The organism is Pedobacter sp. (assembly GCF_035566355.1).
Classification (GTDB): domain Bacteria; phylum Bacteroidota; class Bacteroidia; order Sphingobacteriales; family Sphingobacteriaceae; genus Pedobacter.
Genome location: NZ_DATMRL010000726.1, coordinates 1 through 21064, shown reverse-complemented (window position 1 = coordinate 21064; position 21064 = coordinate 1). Strand labels below are relative to the sequence as shown.

The 21064-nt window shown below is 40.5% G+C and carries 17 protein-coding genes and 1 pseudogene; 5 read left to right on the top strand and 13 right to left on the bottom strand.

Translation table 11 applies throughout. The features are described 5' to 3' along the window. Nucleotides 1-10: 10 nt before the first annotated feature. Nucleotides 11-2161 (top strand): OstA-like protein, encoded by a 2151-nt coding sequence (locus VNZ46_RS28480; RefSeq protein ID WP_325564949.1) that lies wholly within the window; start codon nucleotides 11-13, stop codon nucleotides 2159-2161. Here VNZ46_RS28480 and VNZ46_RS28475 read toward each other — a convergent pair. Beyond that, nucleotides 2133-2711 (bottom strand): non-canonical purine NTP diphosphatase, encoded by a 579-nt coding sequence (locus VNZ46_RS28475; RefSeq protein ID WP_325564947.1) that lies wholly within the window; start codon nucleotides 2709-2711, stop codon nucleotides 2133-2135. The genes VNZ46_RS28480 and VNZ46_RS28475 overlap by 29 nt on opposite strands. After that, nucleotides 2708-3289, bottom strand: coding sequence for a hypothetical protein (locus VNZ46_RS28470; RefSeq protein ID WP_325564945.1), 582 nt, complete (start codon nucleotides 3287-3289; stop codon nucleotides 2708-2710). The genes VNZ46_RS28475 and VNZ46_RS28470 overlap by 4 nt, the downstream gene beginning before the upstream one ends. Before the next feature lie 209 nt (nucleotides 3290-3498). Between VNZ46_RS28470 and VNZ46_RS28465 the strand changes: the two genes are divergently transcribed. Further along, nucleotides 3499-4857, top strand: coding sequence for a peptidylprolyl isomerase (locus VNZ46_RS28465; protein ID WP_325564943.1), 1359 nt, complete (start codon nucleotides 3499-3501; stop codon nucleotides 4855-4857). Nucleotides 4858-4863: 6 nt separating this feature from the next. After that, nucleotides 4864-5826, top strand: coding sequence for an AAA family ATPase (locus VNZ46_RS28460; RefSeq protein WP_325564941.1), 963 nt, complete (start codon nucleotides 4864-4866; stop codon nucleotides 5824-5826). On the opposite strand, the gene VNZ46_RS28455 is transcribed toward VNZ46_RS28460, so the two are convergent. The 8 genes from VNZ46_RS28455 to mutL all read right to left on the bottom strand — a co-directional run bounded on the left by VNZ46_RS28455 (nucleotide 5818) and on the right by mutL (nucleotide 14917). Continuing rightward, on the bottom strand, nucleotides 5818-6699 hold the full coding sequence (locus VNZ46_RS28455) for a glycerophosphodiester phosphodiesterase family protein (RefSeq protein ID WP_325564939.1): 882 nt from the start codon (nucleotides 6697-6699) through the stop codon (nucleotides 5818-5820). The genes VNZ46_RS28460 and VNZ46_RS28455 overlap by 9 nt on opposite strands. 119 nt (nucleotides 6700-6818) lie before the next feature. Beyond that, nucleotides 6819-7679, bottom strand: a complete 861-nt coding sequence (locus VNZ46_RS28450; RefSeq protein ID WP_325564937.1) for a YybH family protein — start codon at nucleotides 7677-7679, stop codon at nucleotides 6819-6821. Nucleotides 7680-7749: 70 nt separating this feature from the next. Beyond that, nucleotides 7750-8739 (bottom strand): M28 family peptidase, encoded by a 990-nt coding sequence (locus VNZ46_RS28445; RefSeq protein WP_325564935.1) that lies wholly within the window; start codon nucleotides 8737-8739, stop codon nucleotides 7750-7752. Nucleotides 8740-8745: 6 nt separating this feature from the next. Beyond that, nucleotides 8746-10206 carry a cysteine--tRNA ligase gene (cysS, locus tag VNZ46_RS28440; RefSeq protein ID WP_325564933.1) on the bottom strand — a complete coding sequence of 487 codons (1461 nt, stop codon included), beginning with the start codon at nucleotides 10204-10206 and terminating at the stop codon, nucleotides 8746-8748. Between the two features lie 126 nt (nucleotides 10207-10332). Then, complete coding sequence (locus VNZ46_RS28435; RefSeq protein WP_325564931.1) at nucleotides 10333-11445, bottom strand: endonuclease/exonuclease/phosphatase family protein; 1113 nt, start codon at nucleotides 11443-11445, stop codon at nucleotides 10333-10335. Nucleotides 11446-11448: 3 nt separating this feature from the next. Beyond that, nucleotides 11449-12312 (bottom strand): rhomboid family intramembrane serine protease, encoded by an 864-nt coding sequence (locus VNZ46_RS28430; protein ID WP_325564929.1) that lies wholly within the window; start codon nucleotides 12310-12312, stop codon nucleotides 11449-11451. Continuing rightward, nucleotides 12305-13039: a rhomboid family intramembrane serine protease gene (locus VNZ46_RS28425; protein WP_325564927.1), complete on the bottom strand. Its 735-nt coding sequence runs from the start codon at nucleotides 13037-13039 to the stop codon at nucleotides 12305-12307. Before VNZ46_RS28425 ends, VNZ46_RS28430 begins: the two co-directional genes overlap by 8 nt. A 3-nt stretch (nucleotides 13040-13042) precedes the next feature. Beyond that, a complete protein-coding gene (mutL, locus tag VNZ46_RS28420; RefSeq protein WP_325564925.1) occupies nucleotides 13043-14917 on the bottom strand; it encodes a DNA mismatch repair endonuclease MutL in 1875 nt (624 codons plus the stop codon). 156 nt (nucleotides 14918-15073) lie between these two features. Between mutL and VNZ46_RS28415 the strand changes: the two genes are divergently transcribed. Beyond that, nucleotides 15074-16909 (top strand): serine hydrolase domain-containing protein, encoded by a 1836-nt coding sequence (locus VNZ46_RS28415; RefSeq protein WP_325564923.1) that lies wholly within the window; start codon nucleotides 15074-15076, stop codon nucleotides 16907-16909. A gap of 93 nt (nucleotides 16910-17002) precedes the next feature. Continuing rightward, complete coding sequence (locus VNZ46_RS28410; RefSeq protein ID WP_325564921.1) at nucleotides 17003-17572, top strand: DUF1579 domain-containing protein; 570 nt, start codon at nucleotides 17003-17005, stop codon at nucleotides 17570-17572. An 80-nt stretch (nucleotides 17573-17652) separates the two neighbouring features. On the opposite strand, the gene VNZ46_RS28405 is transcribed toward VNZ46_RS28410, so the two are convergent. The 3 genes and pseudogenes from VNZ46_RS28405 to VNZ46_RS28395 form a co-directional block, all read right to left on the bottom strand. Continuing rightward, nucleotides 17653-18615, bottom strand: coding sequence for an isopenicillin N synthase family dioxygenase (locus tag VNZ46_RS28405; protein ID WP_325564919.1), 963 nt, complete (start codon nucleotides 18613-18615; stop codon nucleotides 17653-17655). 140 nt (nucleotides 18616-18755) lie between these two features. Next, nucleotides 18756-20081, bottom strand: a complete 1326-nt coding sequence (locus VNZ46_RS28400) for a MutS-related protein (RefSeq protein ID WP_325564917.1) — start codon at nucleotides 20079-20081, stop codon at nucleotides 18756-18758. A 372-nt stretch (nucleotides 20082-20453) separates the two neighbouring features. After that, nucleotides 20454-21064 (bottom strand): annotated as a pseudogene (locus VNZ46_RS28395) (G-D-S-L family lipolytic protein); the annotation flags it as partial.

Below are 21064 nucleotides of genomic sequence, written 5' to 3'. Positions count from 1 at the left end.
ACTTTGTAAAGTGCGGAAATTACTTTTTTTCATCTTACTGATTGCCCTTTTGCCTGTGTCTTTACTTGCTCAGCAGAGGACCAAAATCTTTCTGGATCGTTCTGAACATGCTACGGTTATGAATAAAACCAAAATTTCTTATTTGAGAAAACCGGTTTTCAGACAGGACAATGCCATCCTGACCTGTGACAGTGCTGTTTTTTACGAGGAAAAAAACGTTTTCGAGGCCTACAATAATGTCCATATCAATCAGGCCGATACTGTGAATATCTATTCTGATTTTCTGACTTATGACGGGAATACCAAAATGGCCCACCTGACCAGCAATGTTCGCCTGCTGGACCGGGAATCTGTACTGACCACCAATATACTGGATTATAATATGGCTACAAAGGTTGGAACCTATGTAACCGGTGGAAAGATTGTAAACAAGGATGTTACCCTGACCAGTAAAAACGGTTACTATTTTGCAGGCAGCCGGGACGCCTATTTTAGGTACAATGTAGTGGCAGTTACACCACAGACGACCATTAAGTCAGATACGCTCCGCTACAATACACTGACCAACTGGACTTATTTTTATGGCCCTACAAATATCCTTGGGAAAGACGATAACCTGTATACTGAGAATGGTGCTTACAATACGAAAACCCAATATGCCTATTTTGGCAAGAAAAACCTCTATACTTCCGGAAGCAGATCCCTTAAAGGAGATAGTCTTTATTACGATGGTGCAGCAGGTTATGGCAAAGCCGTTAGAAATATTGTTTTCAGGGATACGACAGATAAAACAGTGATGTATGGCCAGCTGGGCTATTATTATAAAATTGATCAGCGTACCCTGGTCACCAAAAATGCTTATGTAGGTCTTGGCACCAGTGATTCTATCACCGTAAAAAACATCAAAAGACCAGACAGCTTATGGATGGGTGCCGATACACTGGAAACTCAGGTTGTATTGCGTCAACTCTTAAAATTACTCCCCTTACCCATCATTAAGAAAGACAATGAAGTTGGGGAGGAGAAGCCAAAAAATAAAGCCCCCACTGAAAAGGGTGCCGCAGGTTTGCCTTCCACTGCCAGACCCGCCCAATCTGTATCGGTACAAAAGAAAAGTCCGCCAAAAAAAGGAGGCATTAAACTTTACAAGTCTACAGAGCAAACTATTGAACAAGTAGAAAAGCTTTCCGGACTGCTGGTCTTTAAAAGTACGGCCAGTCTCAAAAAAGCGGTACTCAAGAAAGATTCTGTACATACCGACGGGAAGAAACCGGGTTTGCCAAAGATCGTTGCCAGTGGGCAGAAAACCGCAATAAAGACCCTTGCGCTTAAGGACACGATTAAAATAAACCCGCTGGATACGGTAAAAGCCCGTATCATCAAGGCTTATCATAAAGTAAGGGTTTTTAAGACCAATATGCAGGCTAAGGCCGATTCCCTATTTTATACCAGTGCGGATTCTACTTTAAGGTGGTACTACCACCCTATTCTGTGGTCTGACGGCTCCCAGCAAACCGGCGACACCTTATATGTACATATGAGGAATAAAAAAATAAATGCAGTTCAAGTGCTCCAAAATGCATTTACCGTGAATGTGTATAAAGATTCAACGAAGTTCAACCAGATTAAAGGGCGGCTGATGACCGGCTTTTTTAAAGATGGGAAGCTGAATACCATGTATGTAGACGGAAACGCAGAAAGTGCTTATTTTACAAAGACAGACAAGGGAGATTACGATAAGATGAACCGGACCATCAGCAGTCGGATCAAGATCATCTTTAAGGAGAATGAAATCTATGAAATTGTACCGATAAAAGATGTGGAGGGAACAACCACCCCTGTTGCAGAAGTTAAAGAAGAAGTTCTGCTGACCGGATTTATATGGAAACCTGAACTTCGCCCGCTTTCAAAGGCTGATATCATACGTCCCATTGTCCGAAAGCCAAAAGCACCAGATCCAAAGAAAACGACCATTAAGGATAAAGTCGTTAGTGAAGTTGCAAAACAGGCAGGCAAAGTTCCTGATGGTGTAAAAAAGGAAGTAAAGGAAACCGTTAAGAAAGCCTTATCTGACAGCACCCTGAAAGTACCGGCAGTTATTCCTCCACAACAGGTTAAGCCAGATTCTACAGCTAAGCCTGCGCCTTTAAAAAAGCAATAAGTTTCTTCATCGCCTGGGCGCGGTGGCTGATCTCATTCTTTTCTGCCATACTCATTTCTGCAAAGGTAATGTTGTAGCCATTAGGCTCAAAGATCGGATCATATCCAAATCCTTGTGCGCCTGAGGCCTCTTCCCGAAGTGTCCCTTCTATAACCCCTTCAAACAGGTGTTTGGTTTGGTTTTGGACCAGAGAGATCACTGTTCTGAAGCGCGCCTTCCTGTTGTTTTGCCCTTCCATTTTTTGAAGGACAAGCTGGAGATTTTCGGCATCACCACGTTGCCCTGCATATCTGGCCGAATAAATTCCAGGCTCTTGATTCAGCGCTTCAACTTCCAGGCCGCTGTCATCTGCAAAGCAATCGAGCTGATAATGTTCCACGACATATGCTGTTTTTAGTTCCGCATTTTCAGCAAATGTATGACCGGTTTCGGGGATGTCAGTTGTACATCCGATATCGGACAAGTTTAAAACGGTATACTGACCTTCTAACAGGCGTCTGACCTCTTCTGTTTTATGTTGATTATTGGTTGCAAAGACGAGTTCTCTCATGAAATATTAAGTTGTTTTAAACTCCCCCAAAGTGCTTTCTTACCATTCATGTCTTCTGATAGGGCCTGCAATTCAGAAGAAAAGACCAGTGTTATACCTTCGTGTTTAACTACGCTATTTTGTGGTTGAGCAGCAAGCCCGAGCGCTTCCGGCAACACGCCAAAGGAGAGCATCAAACGTGGTTTAAAAAAGGTTTGCAATTCTTCAAAATCAGCATCTGCATAGGCCGAACAATTAACCAGTGCAAAATCTGCCGCGGAAAGGTCTATGGCTTTTACAATTTTGCGGAGCAACTCTCTGCCCTCTTCTGTACTCACCTGGTTTACAGGATCAGAAACAAGGATCAGAATGTTTTTCGCATTTTTCCCCAGGTGAGTAAAATCGCGCTTTTGCTTTTTTACCGGTTGAACCTCTGCCGGAACAGAAACTGCTTCGTCTTTTATATGCTGCGTGGGTGCAGGCAGGCTTTCCACCGAAGCGGTTTCGGAAACCTTTATTTCTTCGTTAGCGATCAGGTAAACATCGTCTGTAAAAAATAGCCTGAGTGCTTCGTTATTGCTTGTAAGTTGCTCTGCCATTAGTGGTCCTTTTTAGAGGGAATCATTTTTCTGTTAAAATTAGTTAAATATCTCATTATAGTGCCTTTATTTATTACTTTTATAGCTTTAAAAAAGATCTGTCAGATAGAGAGCACAGTAAAAAGAAAAGCCTAACTGGCTGAATTTTAAATGGTATTGCTCCTGTTAACAGCTTTACAAAAGCGTAATAATTGAATTGAAAAAATAGAATGAAGAAAATTTTATTGATGGCAGGCGGATTACTCTGTTTGTTTTTAAATGTACAGGCACAGAAAAAGAACATAGATAAGGTTGTTGCTGTACTTGGCGGCAACATTATCCTGCTATCTGAACTGAACCAGCAATATGCCCAGTACCTGAACTCAGGTAATCCAAATGGAGACGGCGTGAAATGCTATATTCTGCAGCAAATGCTTGTTCAAAAATTATTGAAACAACAAGCAGAGATTGACTCTGTGATGGTGGACGACAAACAGGTTGATGATGAGGTTGACAGAAGGATGCGTTCCAGTATCCAGCGTGCTGGTGGACAGGATCGTTTAGAGCAATTTCTGAACAAATCTGTACTGCAATACAAAGATGAGATCAGACCAGACATCAAAGATGCCCTGATTGCAAACAAGATGCAACAAAAGATTACAGAGAATGTCAATGTAACGCCATTGGAAGTAAAAAAATATTTTGACACTTACAAAACAGACAGCTTACCGGATATCAACACAGAATATGAAATCGGTGAGATTGTTCTCCACCCGGAACTGACAAAAGTGGAGAAACAAAAATATTATGATAAACTGGATGCCATCAGACTAAGGGTGAAGAGTGGTGAAGACTTTGGCTTCCTGGCAAAAACATATTCTGAGGATCCCGGATCTGCGTCAGAAGGTGGTGATCTGGGCTTCTTTGACCGGACAATGATGGCAAAGGAATTTACGGCCTGGGCTTTTAAGCTAAAGGCGGGAGAGGTTTCACCTGTATTTGAAACGGAATTTGGATATCACATTTTACAGGTATTGGAGCGCAGGGGTGAACAAGTCCATGCCAGACATATTCTGATCCGTCCGCAGACCACTCCTGCAAGTTTGGATCGGGTTAAACTTCATGCAGATAGTATCTACAATAATATTGTAACCAAAAAACTGCCTTTTTCTGCCGCTGCTTCTTTATACTCAGACAACAAAGAAACCAAGTATAACGGAGGTATGATGCTGTACGCAGATAACGTAACTGCAAGAACTACTTTTATCCCTGCAGAAAAAGTGGATCCAAAAGTCTTTCTGGTAATCGATACCATGAAAGTTGGTGAAGTCTCCAAACCAAATTTCTTTTCGGGAGCTGATGGTAAGGATGGCTATAAGATCCTGCTTCTTAAATCTAAGATTCCGCCGCATAAGGGAAATTTAGATCAGGATTATGTGAAGTTTAAAGAAAAGGCACAAGAGGTAAAGACCAACAAGGTCTTAAGCGAATGGTTTGAAAAACGCAGAGAAACGACTTATATAAAAATCGATCCGGAATATAGTACTTGCGACGAATTAAAACTCTGGACCAAGAACGAAAAGAAATAAACGCTCATGCATTACAACAATGATATTGAAGCCGTAAATGCGCTTCATCTTTCTTATAAAGCCGTCAAAAATGAGATCGGAAAAGTAGTTATAGGACAGGATGAAGTGGTTAAATCTGTATTGATTTCCATCTTCGGCAACGGTCATTGTTTATTGGTTGGCGTACCCGGTCTGGCCAAAACTTTATTGGTACAGACGGTGGCAAATGTACTGGATCTGAATTTCAACAGGATTCAGTTCACCCCGGATTTGATGCCAAGTGACATCATTGGTACAGAAATTTTAGGAGAAGACAGGCACTTTAAGTTTATCAGAGGGCCTGTCTTTTCCAATATTATCCTTGCGGACGAGATCAACAGAACGCCGCCTAAAACCCAGGCTGCACTACTGGAAGCGATGCAAGAAAAATCTGTTACAGCTGCCGGACAAAAACACATCTTACCCAAACCTTTTTTTGTACTGGCAACACAGAATCCTATAGAGCAGGAAGGTACTTACCCTCTTCCTGAAGCTCAGCTTGATCGCTTTATGTTTAATGTACAGCTTCAATATCCGTCGTTTACAGATGAGCTGACCATTGTCAAGAACACCACCAGCAACCAGGAACTTTCTCTTAAAAAATTACTTAACGCGGATCAGATCCAGTATTTCCAAAAACTGATCCGAAGTATTCCGGTTACAGACAATGTATTGGAATACGCAGTTAAACTGGCTGCTAAAACCCGCCCTGATACTGCCTTAGCTACAGAGGAAGTGAACAAATATGTAAACTGGGGTGCTGGTCCACGCGCTTCTCAATTCCTCGTACTTGGCGCTAAATGCCATGCAGCTATTTCGGGTAAATTCTCTCCGGACATAGAAGATGTGCAGGCTGTTGCCGAGGCCATTTTAAGACATCGGATTGTAAGAAACTACCGGGCAGAAGCAGAAGGCCTTAGTGTGGAGCGTATCATCAAAAATCTATTTTAAGCTATTCAGCAACAGATTCGGATAATCGGTAACGACTCCATCTATCCCCAGATTCAAAAGGTAATCCAGTTCTTTTGTTGAATTCACTATCCATGGGATAATTTTTACGCCTGCCGCGTGGCAACGGTCGACGAGTCCTTTACCCACCAAAACATAATAGGGGCTATAGTAGTCTGGTGTAAATCCAAGGCCTTGTATTGCCTCTTCAAAATCTACTTTCTCATCAATCATGAGCGCTGTTTTTATCGCTGGATATTTCTCGTGAAGATATTGTAGTGTACGGATATCCAAAGATTGAATAATGACTCTTTTTGTAATTTTTTTCTCCTTTAAAATCTCCATGATCCGTTCAATGAAGACTGAAGCATCTGGTTGAAATTCCCCATCTCCTTTCCGGATCAATGCGGTTTCAATATTATAAAGCGGCCTGGGCAATTTATTCAACTTCACATAGGCCTCTACAGAATCGATGACTTCAGAGAGTAAGGGCTTATAGGCTTTGAACTTCATTTGTCCTGGAAAGCGGCTATGCACTTTGCTGCCAACATCGAACTGTTTGATCTCTTCATAGTTCATCTTGAACATATTGTATTTTTTCTCTTCTTTAAAAGAAATCGCTTTGCCATCTGGCTTTAAGCTGATTTCGTTATTGAAATATGGTTCGTGAGAAAGTACAACTTTCTCATCCTTTGAGATCACAACATCCATATCCAGGACATTAACACCCAGGTCTAATGCTTTGATCATGCCTGGTATCGTATTCTCTGGCATGATGCCTCTGGCCCCCTGATGTCCAAGTAGCATAAACTTCTTTTGGGCTTGTGCGGTATGAATGGAGAGCAGGAGAAAGGTAACAGCGATGAGTTTATTCATGTAAAATAGATAAAGAAAGACCAGGTTTATACCTGAGACTGGCAAAATAGTGCTTTGTACTGAAAAAGAAAAGGCCCCTTAAATAAAATTTTAAGGGGCCTTTTCTTTTTCTTAGTTGATTAACGTTCTGCAGGGGTAAATACCTGTGCAATGATGCTCCAGTTATGGTCTGCCTGGCGTTCGTAAATAAAAACATAATTAAAGCTTTCTCTTAAATCGGCCTTGTAATCTATAGTAGCAATACCATAGGTATAGGCAAGATCTCCGCCCAATGCTCTGTCTGCTTTTGTAGTTTTTAAAGATATCTTACTCACCATGCTATTATAGAAAGCCATGATATTGTTTTTTCCTATGATGGGTTCATTTCCCGGAAACAGCAATCTGGCACCTTCTGTTAAGAAACCAGAAAATGCAGCAGCATTATAAGATTTCAGTGTTGCATTCAATGTCTTTTCTGTAGTCAGTATAATTTCGTTTCCGGCAGCAATCTGCTTATTATTAATGAACTTCGGCTTATAAAAGTTAGATGGTTCCACAAAGTCTTCTTTGCCTTTATGCAATGGTTTATTGTGTGAAGTCCCCAGATCTAAAGCGAGTTCCCATTTATCATTGACTACTTTCCAAACAGATAAATAGTCTCCATAAGTTTTCTCGGCACCCCCCATCACATAATTTCCTGTGGTAAAACCCCAGTCCCCGCTCTTTGATACTCTCGCATATACAGGAGACCAGCTCAGATTTTTACTATCTTCTTGCCCCGCATAGAAAGTTTTAGCGTTTACGGGGTTTGGCCTGAAAACCAATGCATCTGCTGCAGAAAAATCGAGGAAAGCAGTTTTAACGCCCTGTTTAGCTGCGCGCTCAGCAAAACTTCTTTCAGCATTTACCAGGGATTTGGTTGTTCCGTCAGATTTTTGTGCGTAGGCACCCAGTGTAAGTGATGTCGCAATGCAGGTATAAATAAGTTTGTTGATCATCATAATTCAAATATGGTTACGAATATAAGGTTTGATATAGGTTTAATGGTCAAAAGTAATTAACAAATACACATTAGGCTGCTGGTGATTCCCGATAAATTGTTTCCAGGACAGTCTGGCCAACCGCATTTAGTGTGTTTTTATCAATGTTGTTCAAATTATCAAGCTGTGTATGCCAGTTCATATAGAAACCGGAAGCATCTGTGAAATGTATAATGTCTATAGCAGGAATCCCGGCCTGATTAATCCAAAAATGATCATCTATAAGATTTCCAGAGGGAATGTTAAGAAAATAAGATCCGTAACCAATTTCATCTGCGATACTCCATACCTTCGCGGCAACATTTGAGGCATATTTTCTGGATACTTCATCTTGGGTAAATTGGGCATTAGCCCCACCAACCATATCCAGATTAATGGCATACAGCGGTTTAACCTCAGCTGCAGGCTGGTGTTTAACCCAGTATTGAGATCCTGTACACCAGGTCTGTTCATTTGGTGTTTCATCATTAGCCTTACCGTAATCTTCAATATCCCAAAGAATAAAATCGACTCCCGTAGCAGGCTCTTTCTTTTGCAGTTGCCTGGCCATCTCCAGGATAACTGCTACGCCACTGGCACCGTCATTGGCTGCATCAAAAGCTTTATCCTTCTTATCCGGATCGGGGTCCTGATCTGAAAAAGGACGAGCATCCCAATGCGCTGTAACTAAAATTCTTTGTTTTTTCTCAGGATAACAGGAAACTAAAATATTTTTAAGCTGATGGCTTTTCCCATCATATGTTTTTACGGTAGCTTCCTGCACCGTAACTTTTCCTCCGAAAGATTTCAGTTTATTCACCAGGTAAAGTGCACATTTTTCATGGGCACTGGTGGAGGGAATTCTCGGGCCAAAATCAACCTGGGTTTTGGTATAGCTATAAGCGCTATCTGCATTAAACTCTGGTGAAACTAGTTTTACAGCTTCCGTAGCCTGGGTAGCAGTTGCAGTTTTATTTTTGTCAGAATGGCAAGCCTGAACAACAAGCATAGCCAGAGCTGCGAGTCTTATATATTTCTTCATCCGTATTTATATTTTGCTCCAGGTTGTTCCTTCTTTGCTGTCTTTAAGCTGTATGCCAATCTGCTGAAGTCCAACACGAATTTTATCGGAGGTAGCATAGTCTTTGTTCTCTTTGGCCGATTTACGGATATCAATAACCATATCCAAAACAGAATTGAGTTCTGTATTAGAACTATCCTCATCTTTTAATCCAAAAATATCGAATACAAAATCGCTGACCAGTTGTTTCAATTTGCCTAGGTCAGCTTCATTCAGCTGCGCCTTGCCATCATAAACACTGTTGATGATCCTTGCAGCTTCAAACAGTTCAGCAATAACAACAGGACTGTTAAAGTCATCATTCATTGCTTTTATGCAATTCAACCTGATGTTCTCGATATCAAAATCACTTTTCTCTGAAGGCACAAGTTTCTCTAGTAAAGCGGTCGCATTCATGAGTCTCCGGAAACCTTTTTCAGATGCATCCAATGCTTCGTTGGAAAAATCAAGTGTACTGCGATAGTGGGCCTGCAGCATAAAGAACTTTACAGTCATAGGACTATAACCACGTTCCAGCAAAGGATGTGCTCCTGTAAAAAGTTCTAGTGGAAGAAAACCATTGCCTGCAGATTTTGACATTCTTGCACCATTTACAGTCAGCATATTGGTATGCATCCAATATCTGGCAGGCTGCACATGGCTGCATGCTTCAGACTGCGCAATCTCATTGGTATGGTGCGTTGCTGCAAGATCCATTCCCCCTCCATGGATATCAAATTCCTGCCCAAGATACTTTGCACTCATAGCAGAGCATTCAATATGCCAGCCCGGAAAACCCACGCCCCATGGCGAAGCCCATTTCATTAAAGTTTCTGGTTTAGCCTTGATCCAAAGTGCAAAGTCCAGACGACCATGTTTTTCATCCTGACCACCAAGTTCACGGGTATTCGCCAGCATATCTTCCAGGTTACGATTGGTCAGTATGGTGTAGTTGTATGTTTTACTGTATTTTTCTACATCAAAATAAACCGTTCCATTTTCTTCATAGGCGTAACCGTTAGCTATAATCTCCTTGATCATTTCTATCTGCTCGATAATATGACCAGTTGCAGTAGGCTCTATACTTGGAGGAAGTGTATTGAACATCCTTAATACATCATGAAAACCTAATGTATACTTTTGTACAATTTCCATGGGTTCCAGTTGTTCCAGTTTTGCTCTTTTTGCAAATTTGTCATCCCCTTCGTCACGATCCCCTTCCAGGTGACCGGCATCCGTAATGTTCCTGACATAACGCACCTTATAGCCACTGTATTTCAAATACCTGAATATTAAGTCAAAAGAGATAAAAGTACGGCAATTACCCAGGTGAACATCACTATAAACTGTTGGTCCGCAAACATACATTCCGACATTCGGAGCGTTGAGGGGTTCAAAGATCTCTTTCTTTCTTGTTAAGGTATTGTATAGCTGTAAGCCGGTTTTCATCAGTATCTATTTAATTCTTGTGTTCAAGAGCTCGCAAGTTCGGTTCATTTGATTTTTTGAGTACAAACTCATGATGTTTCCTATGTCCTGAATTGCGGATTAATTATTTGTGCAAAGTTAAAAAAATTAGGGGCTTAATCTCAAATCGCTTCTAACCGGGAAGTGATCAGATAAACGAGCTTCAATGATCTTATGGTTGATGACCTCAATATCTTTGGTCACTGCAATATAATCGATCTGGAAATTAGGAAATTTTCCATTATAGGTGCGGCCAAGACCTCTTCCTTTCTTTTCAAATGTTTTGTTGAGTGAAGCCGTCAACTGAGTCACAGCATACGACGCAGGAGTATCATTGAAATCCCCGGCAATTAAGAAGGGGATTTTACAGGTTTTCATACTGGATTTCATGATGTCTACCTGAGCACTTCTCTTCAGAAAGGCCGTATTTAGCATACTCAAGATCCTTTTTGAAGGAACAATTTCCGCATCCATCTTCTTGGTTACTTTATCCAGGTACTGATAGTCCTGCTTATCGAATGAAATAGATTGCAGGTGCACATTGTAAACCCTCAGCATTTTATGATTGATTTCAATGTCCACATAGATACTCGCATTCCCACCATGATTCGCATCAAAAACGATATTGCCCTTGTTTTTAATTGGATATTTTGAAAATATAGCCAGCCCCATTGCTTCGTAATCGTTTCTGGAAGAAGGAACAAAGTAGTAATATGGCGTATTGAGCATCGCTTTTAAGCTATCGGTAATGGCGTAGTTGCCTTTTCTCCGGGTATAATACTCCTGGAAACACATAATATCCGGATTTTCCTTTTTAACAACCTCCAGCATCTTTTCTTTTACAGACTCGACATTACCGGAATCAAAAGGCTTAAAGCTATGCACGTTGTAAGTCATCATGCGCACCAGATCTGCGCCGGATTTAGCTCCCTCTCCACGTTCGCCGGAAACACTAATGGTTGCGGTAAGTGCGCGCCATCCTAAAAGAATAACACCCAGGGTAAGCAGGACAAAGATCCAGCGGCGACGAAGACACCACCAGATGATCATAAATAAATTGAGCAGCAGCAGAAATGGATAAGCCAATCCAAAAAAAGGAATGAGCCTGTTCGCTCTTGGGTCTACGTTTCCGGCAATACAGCCTAAAAGAAGGGATATAGCAAGAAACAACGCCGTAATGCGCACCAGTTTGTCCAGAAATGTGGCCTTCTTTTTTTTCATCCACTAGTGTTTGCTGGCTTTAAATAAGGTATCTTTTTCTTCCTTACTTAACTTATCATAACCTGTTTTAGATATCTTATCCAAAATCGCATCAATCTCGTGCTGGGCAACAGTATTCTCTTTAGAACCTGTATTCTTTTTAAAGCCTTCGTTTCTAACCACCTTAAGTTTGGATTTTTTCTTAAATAAATTGCTCCAGTCTTTTCCATTCTGCAAAGCTTTAATATATACAAAGCCCAGCAAAGCTCCCCCCAGATGTGCAAAGCTACCGCCTGCATTTACAGAGGCCACACCAATCAGGTCCAGAACAATATAAGCAAGCGCGAGGTATTTAAGTTTAACATCTCCGATCAGAAACAAACGTATCGTATAATCTGGCACCAATGTAGCTGAGGCAACAATAATAGCCATTACAGAGGCTGAAGAGCCGATTACTGTTGCTGATGAAATATTTGCTGCAAATACGGGAAAAATATGAAAGGCAGCGCAGAAAAATAACGCGCCGGCAATTCCACCCGATAAATAGATAAAGTGAAACTGACGGGGTTTCATAAAGTCGAGAAAAATCTGCCCCATCCAATAAAGCCAAAGCATATTGAATAGCAGATGCAGAAATCCTTCATGAAAAAACTGATAAGTAATCACCGTATAGAACCTTAATGGAAGTCTTTCTAAAGAAGCCGGAAAAGCAAGATATTCTCTCACCAGCCCATCTAGTGCCAACGACGGGGTACCAGATAAAAAGACCACCACACCAAGCAAAGCCATAACCACAAAGATCAGGGTATTGATCCCTATATAGAAAAAAATAGGGTTACCTGATTTAAACACTTTAAACTTCAATTCTTCAAAAAGAGTACTATTCATAGTAGTCGTAAAATGTATTTTTATCTTTCCAGAGTTTAACAAGAATGAAACCGAGAAGTGCTCCTCCCAGGTGGGCATAATGTGCAACAGAATCTCCTGGCACACGTGCAACACCCAGGGATAATTCTATCAGTATATAAACAGGAACAATATATTTTGCTTTTACAGGTATAGGAATAAACATAATATATAGCTCCGTATTTGGATACAGCATACCAAAAGCAACAAGCAGGCCAAAAATAGCACCTGATGCACCCACCATTGGAAACCCATAGATTCCGATCAATGTATTTTTGTCGGCTTCAGAAATTCCCGGAACACCTACAGAAGCCATTTGAGTAGCCCAATCTATATGCACAGGATTGTGAACTACTGACCCTGTAATTTGATAGACCTCATAGGCCTGCACACCCATTTGCAATGCTACAGCACCAAGGCCTGTGATCAGATAGAAATTAATAAATCGTTTCGCGCCCCAACGGGTTTCCAATATACCGCCAAACATAAACAGGGCAAACATATTGAACAGGATATGGGTAAAACCGCCATGCATAAACATATAGGTTATAGGCTGCCATATCTTAAAATAGGAGGAGTCAAAGTAAAAAGCGCCGAGATAGGTAGACAAGTCAATCCCCTTACTTTGCATTACATAAGTTGCCGCAAAAAATAATACATTAATAATCAGCAGGTTTTTAACTATAGGTGGTATATGAATATTATTCATTGCTTATTTCTCAAATTTCTTATCAAGATCTGTTAACGTAATGGTTTGTATCACCGGTTTTCCGCCAATACTAAAGTTAGGCATTTTGCAGGCAAACAATTGTTCAATCAGCATATTCATTTCTTCCTGGCTCAAACTCGTTCCGCTTTTTATCGCGCTGTTCCTGGCCATGCTACGGGCCAATGCATCCCTTTTGTCCAGCCGTAATTCCTGCTGTGAATTTTTAAATCCTTCAATCAAATGCTCAAAAAGCTGGGTCTCGTTAATATTGCTGCTTCCCAGATCAACCGGAATTCCCTCAATAACCAGGGTGTTTTTACCAAATTCACGAACCTCAAAACCCAGGCTTTTAATATCTTCAAGCAGGCTTTTAGCAAGTTCGTAATCATTAGGGCTTAAGGTTACTGTTTGCGGAAATAAACTTTGCTGCGAGGCGCCTTTCCGGTCTTCCAGATGAACAAGAAACCGTTCGTAAAGGATTCTCTCATGCGCAGCCTGCTGATCAATCACCATTAAACCTGACTTGATCTGTGAAACTATATATCGGTTATGCACCTGCATTAATTGTTTCTGGAGCGGAGCATAGTTTTCTTCTATTTCTGATACTCCGGGTAATTCAATTTTAACCTGCTCAGCCGGCGTATGATTGGCTATTTCGTACAAAGAACCCCAGTTTTTTGTGCTGGCGGCTCTGGATTCGTAACCCCCGCCCCCTGAAAAGGATGATCCGGAATAAGAAGACACAGATCTTTCTGAAACTTTATCTTCCTTAAAGGGATTAAATTCAGGATTAAAACTGATGGTCGGCGGAACGATATCTTCAGGAGCTTTAGGTGTGATCATGCCACTAAAACCCGTTTCCTGATCAAAGTCTATAGTAGGACTAATATTAAATTTCCCAAGAGAACGTTTTACCGCAGAATGTATAATAGCATAGACAGATTTCTCTTCCAGATATTTAATTTCCGTTTTTGTTGGATGGACATTGACATCAATCTTGGCCGGATCTATATCAATGAACAATACATATAACGGAAAATTTTCTTCCGGCAGCAGATCCTGATACGCTTTATTGATGGCATGATTAAGATATCCATCTTTGATAAACCGGTTGTTTACAAAAAAGAATTGTTCACCTCTTGTTTTTTTTGCGAATTGCGGTTTACCAATATACCCTTTAAGGTTGATGATGGAGGTCTCCTCCTCCACCGGGATCAGTCTCTCATTATAATTGTTTCCAAACAAGTGAATGATTCGCTGTTTTAAGGCAGATGCCGGCAAACGATATATCTCTGCTCCATCGTGGTGTAAGCTAAAAGCTATACCTGGATTGGCCAGGGAAACCCGTTGAAATTCATCCAGAATATGACGCATCTCCGCAGGATTGCTCTTTAAAAAGTTCCGTCTGGCGGGTGTATTAAAGAATAGGTTTTTGACGCTTATACTGGTTCCCTCCGAGCAAGCCACCGGCTCCTGTTTAACAATTGAAGACCCTTCAATCTCGATCAGGGTACCAATTTCATCTTCATGTCTGCGGGTTTTCATTTCTATCTGCGCAATGGCAGCAATAGAAGCCATAGCTTCTCCCCTGAACCCCATAGTACGTATTGCAAAAAGATCTTCAGCTTTGCGCACTTTAGAGGTCGCATGCCGTTCAAAGCACATTCTTGCATCGGCTACAGTCATCCCGCATCCATTATCAATAACCTGGATCAATGCTTTTCCTGCATCCTTTAGTATAAGCTGTATTTTGTTTGCCCCTGCATCTATGGCGTTCTCCATCAATTCTTTTACGGCCGATGAGGGGCGTTGAACCACCTCTCCTGCTGCGATCTGATTGGCAACGCTATCGGGTAAAAGCTGTATAATATCTGACATTTATATTCTCCGGTAAAGGTTGCTAATTTAGCGAAAATAAGCCTTAAACTGATCTCTTTTCTTATAATTGAATGTTAAATGACGAAGTCAGTATTTGATTTTTATATCTTTATGCTCATCTACTTTCAAAAACAACCCGTCTTAGCCCCTATCCAAATGAACAGAAACTACCTTAGAACGAAAAAACTGCTCAAAACATTATGTCTTTATCTTTTTGCTGGTTCTACTTTGAGCGCCTGCGCCCAGGAACACAAAAAAAATGAAGCTTTACTCGCAAATGCAAGTACCATTATCAGAAGCGCGGTTTTGCTCAACAACCAACAAAATAGCATTCCACTAACGTCTCTGGAGAAAAAGAACATTGCCTCTGTTAACCTAGGCTTTAACTACCAAAACGTTGTAGATAGCTTACTGAATAAATATGCAAAAATCACCTCATTTTCGGCAGACAGCTACAAGGAGGCCTCAACATTAAATGATCTTGAAGATGACCTTAAATATTTCAACACGATATTAGTTTCGATTACAGATCAGGATGCCTCAAACCCACGTTATCTGAATTTCATCAATTTACTGAGCAGAAACAAGCAGGTGGTGATTTCACTTTTTGGTGATGGCAATAGCCTGCGCTCCTTTGACAATACTACTGTCCCCATATTATGGACAGCTCAAAAGGATGTCGGCGCTGCAGCCATTGCGCCACAAATGATTTTTGGAGGTATCCCTTTGAACAATAAACTTTCTTTTACTTATTCAGGAAAATACACAACGGGATCGGGCTATTCAACAACAGCAACAAGATTGAAGTATACCCTTCCTGAAGACGCCGGCGTCAATGCAGATGATCTTTCAGAGATCAATAGTATCGCAGCCGAAGCCATCAATGCCAGGGCAACCCCAGGACTAGTTGTTATGGTAGCCAAAGATGGCAAAGTCATTTTCAACAAAGCCTACGGCAAACACACTTACGACAGTACCGCGCTGCCAGACAAAACATCTGACATTTTTGATTTGGCCTCTGTGACCAAAATTACAGCGACAACACCTGCAGTAATGCGCTTGTACGAACAAAACAAATTAAAACTAGACACCAATATCGGAGCCTATATCCCGAAAGCCAGAACAACAGGAATGAATCCAATCCAGGTGAGAGAGGTAATGCTTCATCAGGCTGGCTTTATTCCTTACATACCATTTCATGATTTCATAAAACCCACCGATCACAGCACGGATTCTTCAGCGATCTTCCCTACAAAAGTTGCAGACGGCTACTATGTCCGCAAAGATTATTTTAAAGATGTGATGTGGCCTAAAATGCTGAATGCACCGATTAAAACACGGGGTTCTTATGTATATAGTGACATCAGCATGTATGTAATGAAAGATATCGTAGAACGTATTAGTGGTGAGCCATTAAACAAATACGTTGCAGAAAACTTCTATGAGCCGCTTGGAATGCAAACCGCAGGCTTCCTACCCCGCAACCGCTTCTCTAAAGACCAGATTGTACCAACAGAGAATGATTCGTATTTCAGAAAAACTTTACTTATTGGATATGTACATGACCAAGGCGCAGCATTGGCTGGTGGCGTATCAGGTCATGCTGGCTTATTTGCAAGTTCGAATGATATGGCCATCATGTATCAGATGTTATTGAACAGGGGCACCTATGGAGGCGTTCAATATTTCAAACCTGAAATCGTAGATATGTTTACTGCAAAACAGTCTAATGTGAGCAGAAGAGGCCTTGGATTTGACAGATGGGATCCAGATCTTTCAAAGCACTACCCTTCTGAATTAGCATCTCCTCAAACCTATGGACATACAGGTTATACCGGGACCTGCGTATGGGTAGATCCATCCAGGGGGCTGGTCTATGTATTTTTATCAAACCGTGTAAACCCGGGAGTAACAGAAACCCTAAGCAGATTGAAGATCAGAGGAAGAATACAGGATGTGATCAACAAAGCAATCGACAAAAGTAAAAATTAATGTAGAACAGATTACACAAACACCCTCATTAACAATTAAATACATATTTCTTTTCGTATATTAGGTCATAACAAAACTTAATTATCTAAAACAATGAAAAGATTAACATGTATTGTTGCGGTAATGCTATTGATTACCGTTACCTTTCGGGTACAAGCCCAGGATGATGCCTCCATGAAGGCCTGGCAAGCCTATATGACTCCTGGAGATGTCCACAAAATGATCGCTAAAAGTGATGGAAACTGGAATGAGGATATCACGATGTGGATGGCACCAGGTGCCCCGCCAACTAAAAGCAAAGCAACTTGCATAAACACAATGATCATGGGTGGGCGATACCAACAATCTGTTCACAAAGGCAACATGATGGGAATGCCCTTTGAAGGGATGGGACTTTTAGCCTATGACAATGCAAAGAAAATCTTTATAAGTTCCTGGATAGATAATTTTGGAACAGGATTAATGTATATGGAAGGCACCTGGGACGACACCTCCAAATCGATTACTTTTAAGGGCACTTCTGTAGATCCGGGTACAGGGAAAGACATGAATGTCCGTGAGGTGATGAAATTTATCGATGACAGCAATATGCTGATGGAGATGTATGCTGTAGTAAACGGTACTGAAACGAAAACCATGGAGATTAAGATCAGCAAAAATTAGCATCTCCGGTATAAGAATAAAAGATAAAAGGCGAATAAGAGAATTCTCCTGTTCGCCTTTTATCTTTTTTAATCCTTATTTTATTTTTTCAATCCGATTTCTCTCAGTCTTTCATCAAGGTATTCTCCTGCAGTCATATCCGCATAAAGCTTTGGATGTTCTGCATCGATACATGATGCCAGACTTGTAAGATCCATTGTTGACCTTGGGTGTAAAAAGAATGGAACAGAGAAACGGGAGGTTTTCATCAGTTCGCGTGGCGGATTAACTACCCGATGTGTAGTAGACCGCAATTTATTATTCGTTAGACGCTGCAGCATATCACCAACATTCACAACAATATCCGAATGATGTGCTTTAATTGGCAACCATTCGTTGCTGCGTGTCAAGACTTCAAGCCCATCTGCACTTGCACCGATCAAAAGGGTAATCAAGTTGATGTCCTCGTGAGCACCCGCACGAACTGCATCATCAGGAATTGCCTCTGGATTTTCAATAGGAAAATAATGAATACCTCTTAGAATAGAATTCCCATTGTGCACATATTGATCAAAATAATCTATTGGCAAACCCAAATAGGTAGAGATCGCCCTTAAGAGATGTTTTCCATTACTTTCCAGTTTCTGATAAATCTCACGGGTTACCGTATTAAATGCAGGAAGCTCTTCCAGATATTCATTGTCCGGATACTCACTTTTGATAGCGTCGCCATCCGTCACTTCCTGTCCAATTTGCCAGAACTCCTTTAAATCCGCAGTTTTAGCGCCTTTTGCTGTTTCCTTACCAGGACTGGTATAGCCTCTCTGACCAGCCAGTTCCGGTTTTTCATATTTTCTCTTTTGCTCGGGAGACAGGGCAAACATTGCTTTAATATTTTCATAAAGCTGATCAATCAATTCCTGGCTAACGCCATGGTTAGTGATGGTCACGAAACCTGAATCGTTAAAAGCCCTCCCTAATTCGTCCGAAAACTTTTTACGCTGTTCTTCTGTTCCATTGATATATGATCCAAGATCCAGACAAGGTATATAAGGTGTCGACATAGTATTTTCTTTTGTTTGTAATTTGAGATAAAACTAAAAAACAATTGTTAATAAATATTCCATAATTAAATATACACAGATTAACCACTTATATATAAGCATTTTAAGTTATTAACAATTTCCTTCTTGATCGGCTGTTTTCATTTACCCACCCTTCGGATGATATCGACAATGCCTTCATTTAAGATAATAAACATGCCCAGACGCTCTTCAGAAATACCGCTGCGCAATTGATAGGTAAAAACTGGCTCATCGTCCTCAAAATGAACCTCCATATAGTGAAATAATATGTTGCCGAACTTTTTCAGTTCATTTGCCAGTTCAACAATATGAGTCGAGATAAAAAAAACTGAGTTTTTTAGGGCGGCCAGTTCGGATATAATTAAATTCGAACCATCAAAAGCATCTTTTACGTTAGTCCCCCTAAATAATTCATCAAAGATGATAAACATTTTATTGTTTTTAAATAAGGTTTCTGATACTTCTTTTACCCGCTTAACTTCACTGTAATAATGACTAAGTCCCCCATTGATGTTGTCAGGAAGATTAATGGTCGTAATTAAGCCATTAAAAATAGTTGTTACCATATTATTGGCAGGTACAGGAAACCCTAAATGCGAGAGATAAACCGCCAGACCTATAGATTTAAGCAAGGAAGATTTTCCCGCCATATTTGAACCTGTAAGCAGAACGATGTTTTGTTCTGCGTCCAAAAGGAGATCATTTTTGACAGGATGGGATATATTGGGATGAAACAGCCCCTCCAAACGTACCTGAAATTTATCTGCATCCCGATATTCGGGAAATGAAAAACCCTTCGTTGCTGTCACCAAAGCTAGATTTTCGAAAATGTCCAGTTCGTAAACAAATGAAAGCAACATTTTTATATTGTTCTTTTCTTTATTACGGAATGCCCTATCCAGTTTACTTACCTGCAGGAATTTGAGTTTATTTTCATTATAGGAGATTGCTTGTGTTAGCTGGCCATCTTCGATGATCATTTCTATTTGTTCAAAAATAGATTTTATATAAGCCGGTGTGTGATTTGAGGAATGTTCTTCAATAAATGCAGAAAGATACTTTGTTAATTTTATTAAATACTTAAGCCCTGTTTTAATGATATAGTAATCATTACTTGAATTCCTTGTGATGTATTCTACCAAAGAATCTAAAGGATTACCCCTGAATTTCTTTTTATCAAACTTTAAATAAAACTCTATCAGATCCAGCTCTTCATTTCTTATATCAAATTCTATACGATGATCATAAAAATACTTAATACAGTCTCTGCGTAATGTCATTTCCTTAATGTCGCAAGAAGGATACAGCATCATTTCTTTTAACCTTTCCCGCCCACCTATGCTTCTGGTTCCCTTAAACAGGTCAAATATTGATTTTGATCCTGTTTTTTTTGTGAAAATATTCAGGTCAGTTAATGTTTGCTCATCAATATTAAAATTACTCATGCACAATTCGGATATAAGCTTATCGGTTAAATTAGACAAAAGAACTAAATCAACCAAGCCTGCCTATCTAAATTCCAGGATTTTTATCCCGGCTGAGGACTTCCGCCTTCTGAAGTAAAAGAAAGGTAGCAAGCTTTATCAATGAAAAATTCTGAATTAAGACTCTATAAGGAAATAAAAGGAACTTAAAAGGGACATTACCCCTATCAACCCCCTATCAATTCCCTATCAACTCCCTATAAATTCTTTATAAATTGTTGACTCTTTATAGCTTGTTCTATGCTGGAATATAGACCACTTGCATTAAAAGTCCATAATAAGAAAGACCTGCAGGATTTCTCTTGCAGGTCTTTCTTATGATCAGGCAGGGAGCTATGGAAATTTAACCCCTCTGTATTTTGTAACGTCTACGATAGGAATACTTGATCCGTATTTGGCGTTAATTGCATTAATAAAGCCATTTGCTGTTATCGCATAGCCCATTGGAGTCAAGTGAATGCCATCTAGAGAGAATAAATTACCAGTAATATATGCACCACTAACAACTGCCCCGTTAACCACTTTACCAGATCCATATTCTTTAAGCATAGCGTTCGCATCCATAATCGCCAGATCGTTGGCTGCCGCAACAGTTCTGATCGTTGCATTATAAGAAGCAACATAATCATTAACAATGGCTACCTCACCTTTATCCAAAACATATTGGTTTTCTATCGGGTTATAAGGAGAAAGGCCATAAGGACCCTTCGGATCAGCTTTTCCAATTAAACCCGCAGAACCCAAAGGCAAGACGAACAAATCTGCTGCAGTTGCAGGCCTCGCCGGACCACTTGCAGGCTGAATATAGATATTCTCTACAGATGCACCTCCAGGAGAAGCGTGAACCGTAGCCAATATAGAAGCAAGAGTTACTGTTCTAAAAAAAGCTGTAGTAGTAACATCGGGAATGGTTGCAACAACACCTTTTGCTCCTGTTCCGCCTG

Bases quoted from the DNA above. Each gene is read 5' to 3' on its own strand.
- VNZ46_RS28475 (WP_325564947.1), bottom strand. From the start codon at position 2,711: ATGAGAGAACTCGTCTTTGCAACCAATAATCAACATAAAACAGAAGAG.
- VNZ46_RS28470 (WP_325564945.1), bottom strand. From the start codon at position 3,289: ATGGCAGAGCAACTTACAAGCAATAACGAAGCACTCAGGCTATTTTTT.
- VNZ46_RS28465 (WP_325564943.1), top strand. From the start codon at position 3,499: ATGAAGAAAATTTTATTGATGGCAGGCGGATTACTCTGTTTGTTTTTA.
- VNZ46_RS28460 (WP_325564941.1), top strand. From the start codon at position 4,864: ATGCATTACAACAATGATATTGAAGCCGTAAATGCGCTTCATCTTTCT.
- VNZ46_RS28455 (WP_325564939.1), bottom strand. From the start codon at position 6,699: ATGAATAAACTCATCGCTGTTACCTTTCTCCTGCTCTCCATTCATACC.
- VNZ46_RS28450 (WP_325564937.1), bottom strand. From the start codon at position 7,679: ATGATGATCAACAAACTTATTTATACCTGCATTGCGACATCACTTACA.
- VNZ46_RS28445 (WP_325564935.1), bottom strand. From the start codon at position 8,739: ATGAAGAAATATATAAGACTCGCAGCTCTGGCTATGCTTGTTGTTCAG.
- cysS (WP_325564933.1), bottom strand. From the start codon at position 10,206: ATGAAAACCGGCTTACAGCTATACAATACCTTAACAAGAAAGAAAGAG.
- VNZ46_RS28435 (WP_325564931.1), bottom strand. From the start codon at position 11,445: ATGAAAAAAAAGAAGGCCACATTTCTGGACAAACTGGTGCGCATTACG.
- VNZ46_RS28430 (WP_325564929.1), bottom strand. From the start codon at position 12,312: ATGAATAGTACTCTTTTTGAAGAATTGAAGTTTAAAGTGTTTAAATCA.
- VNZ46_RS28425 (WP_325564927.1), bottom strand. From the start codon at position 13,039: ATGAATAATATTCATATACCACCTATAGTTAAAAACCTGCTGATTATT.
- mutL (WP_325564925.1), bottom strand. From the start codon at position 14,917: ATGTCAGATATTATACAGCTTTTACCCGATAGCGTTGCCAATCAGATC.
- VNZ46_RS28415 (WP_325564923.1), top strand. From the start codon at position 15,074: ATGAACAGAAACTACCTTAGAACGAAAAAACTGCTCAAAACATTATGT.
- VNZ46_RS28410 (WP_325564921.1), top strand. From the start codon at position 17,003: ATGAAAAGATTAACATGTATTGTTGCGGTAATGCTATTGATTACCGTT.
- VNZ46_RS28405 (WP_325564919.1), bottom strand. From the start codon at position 18,615: ATGTCGACACCTTATATACCTTGTCTGGATCTTGGATCATATATCAAT.
- VNZ46_RS28400 (WP_325564917.1), bottom strand. From the start codon at position 20,081: ATGAGTAATTTTAATATTGATGAGCAAACATTAACTGACCTGAATATT.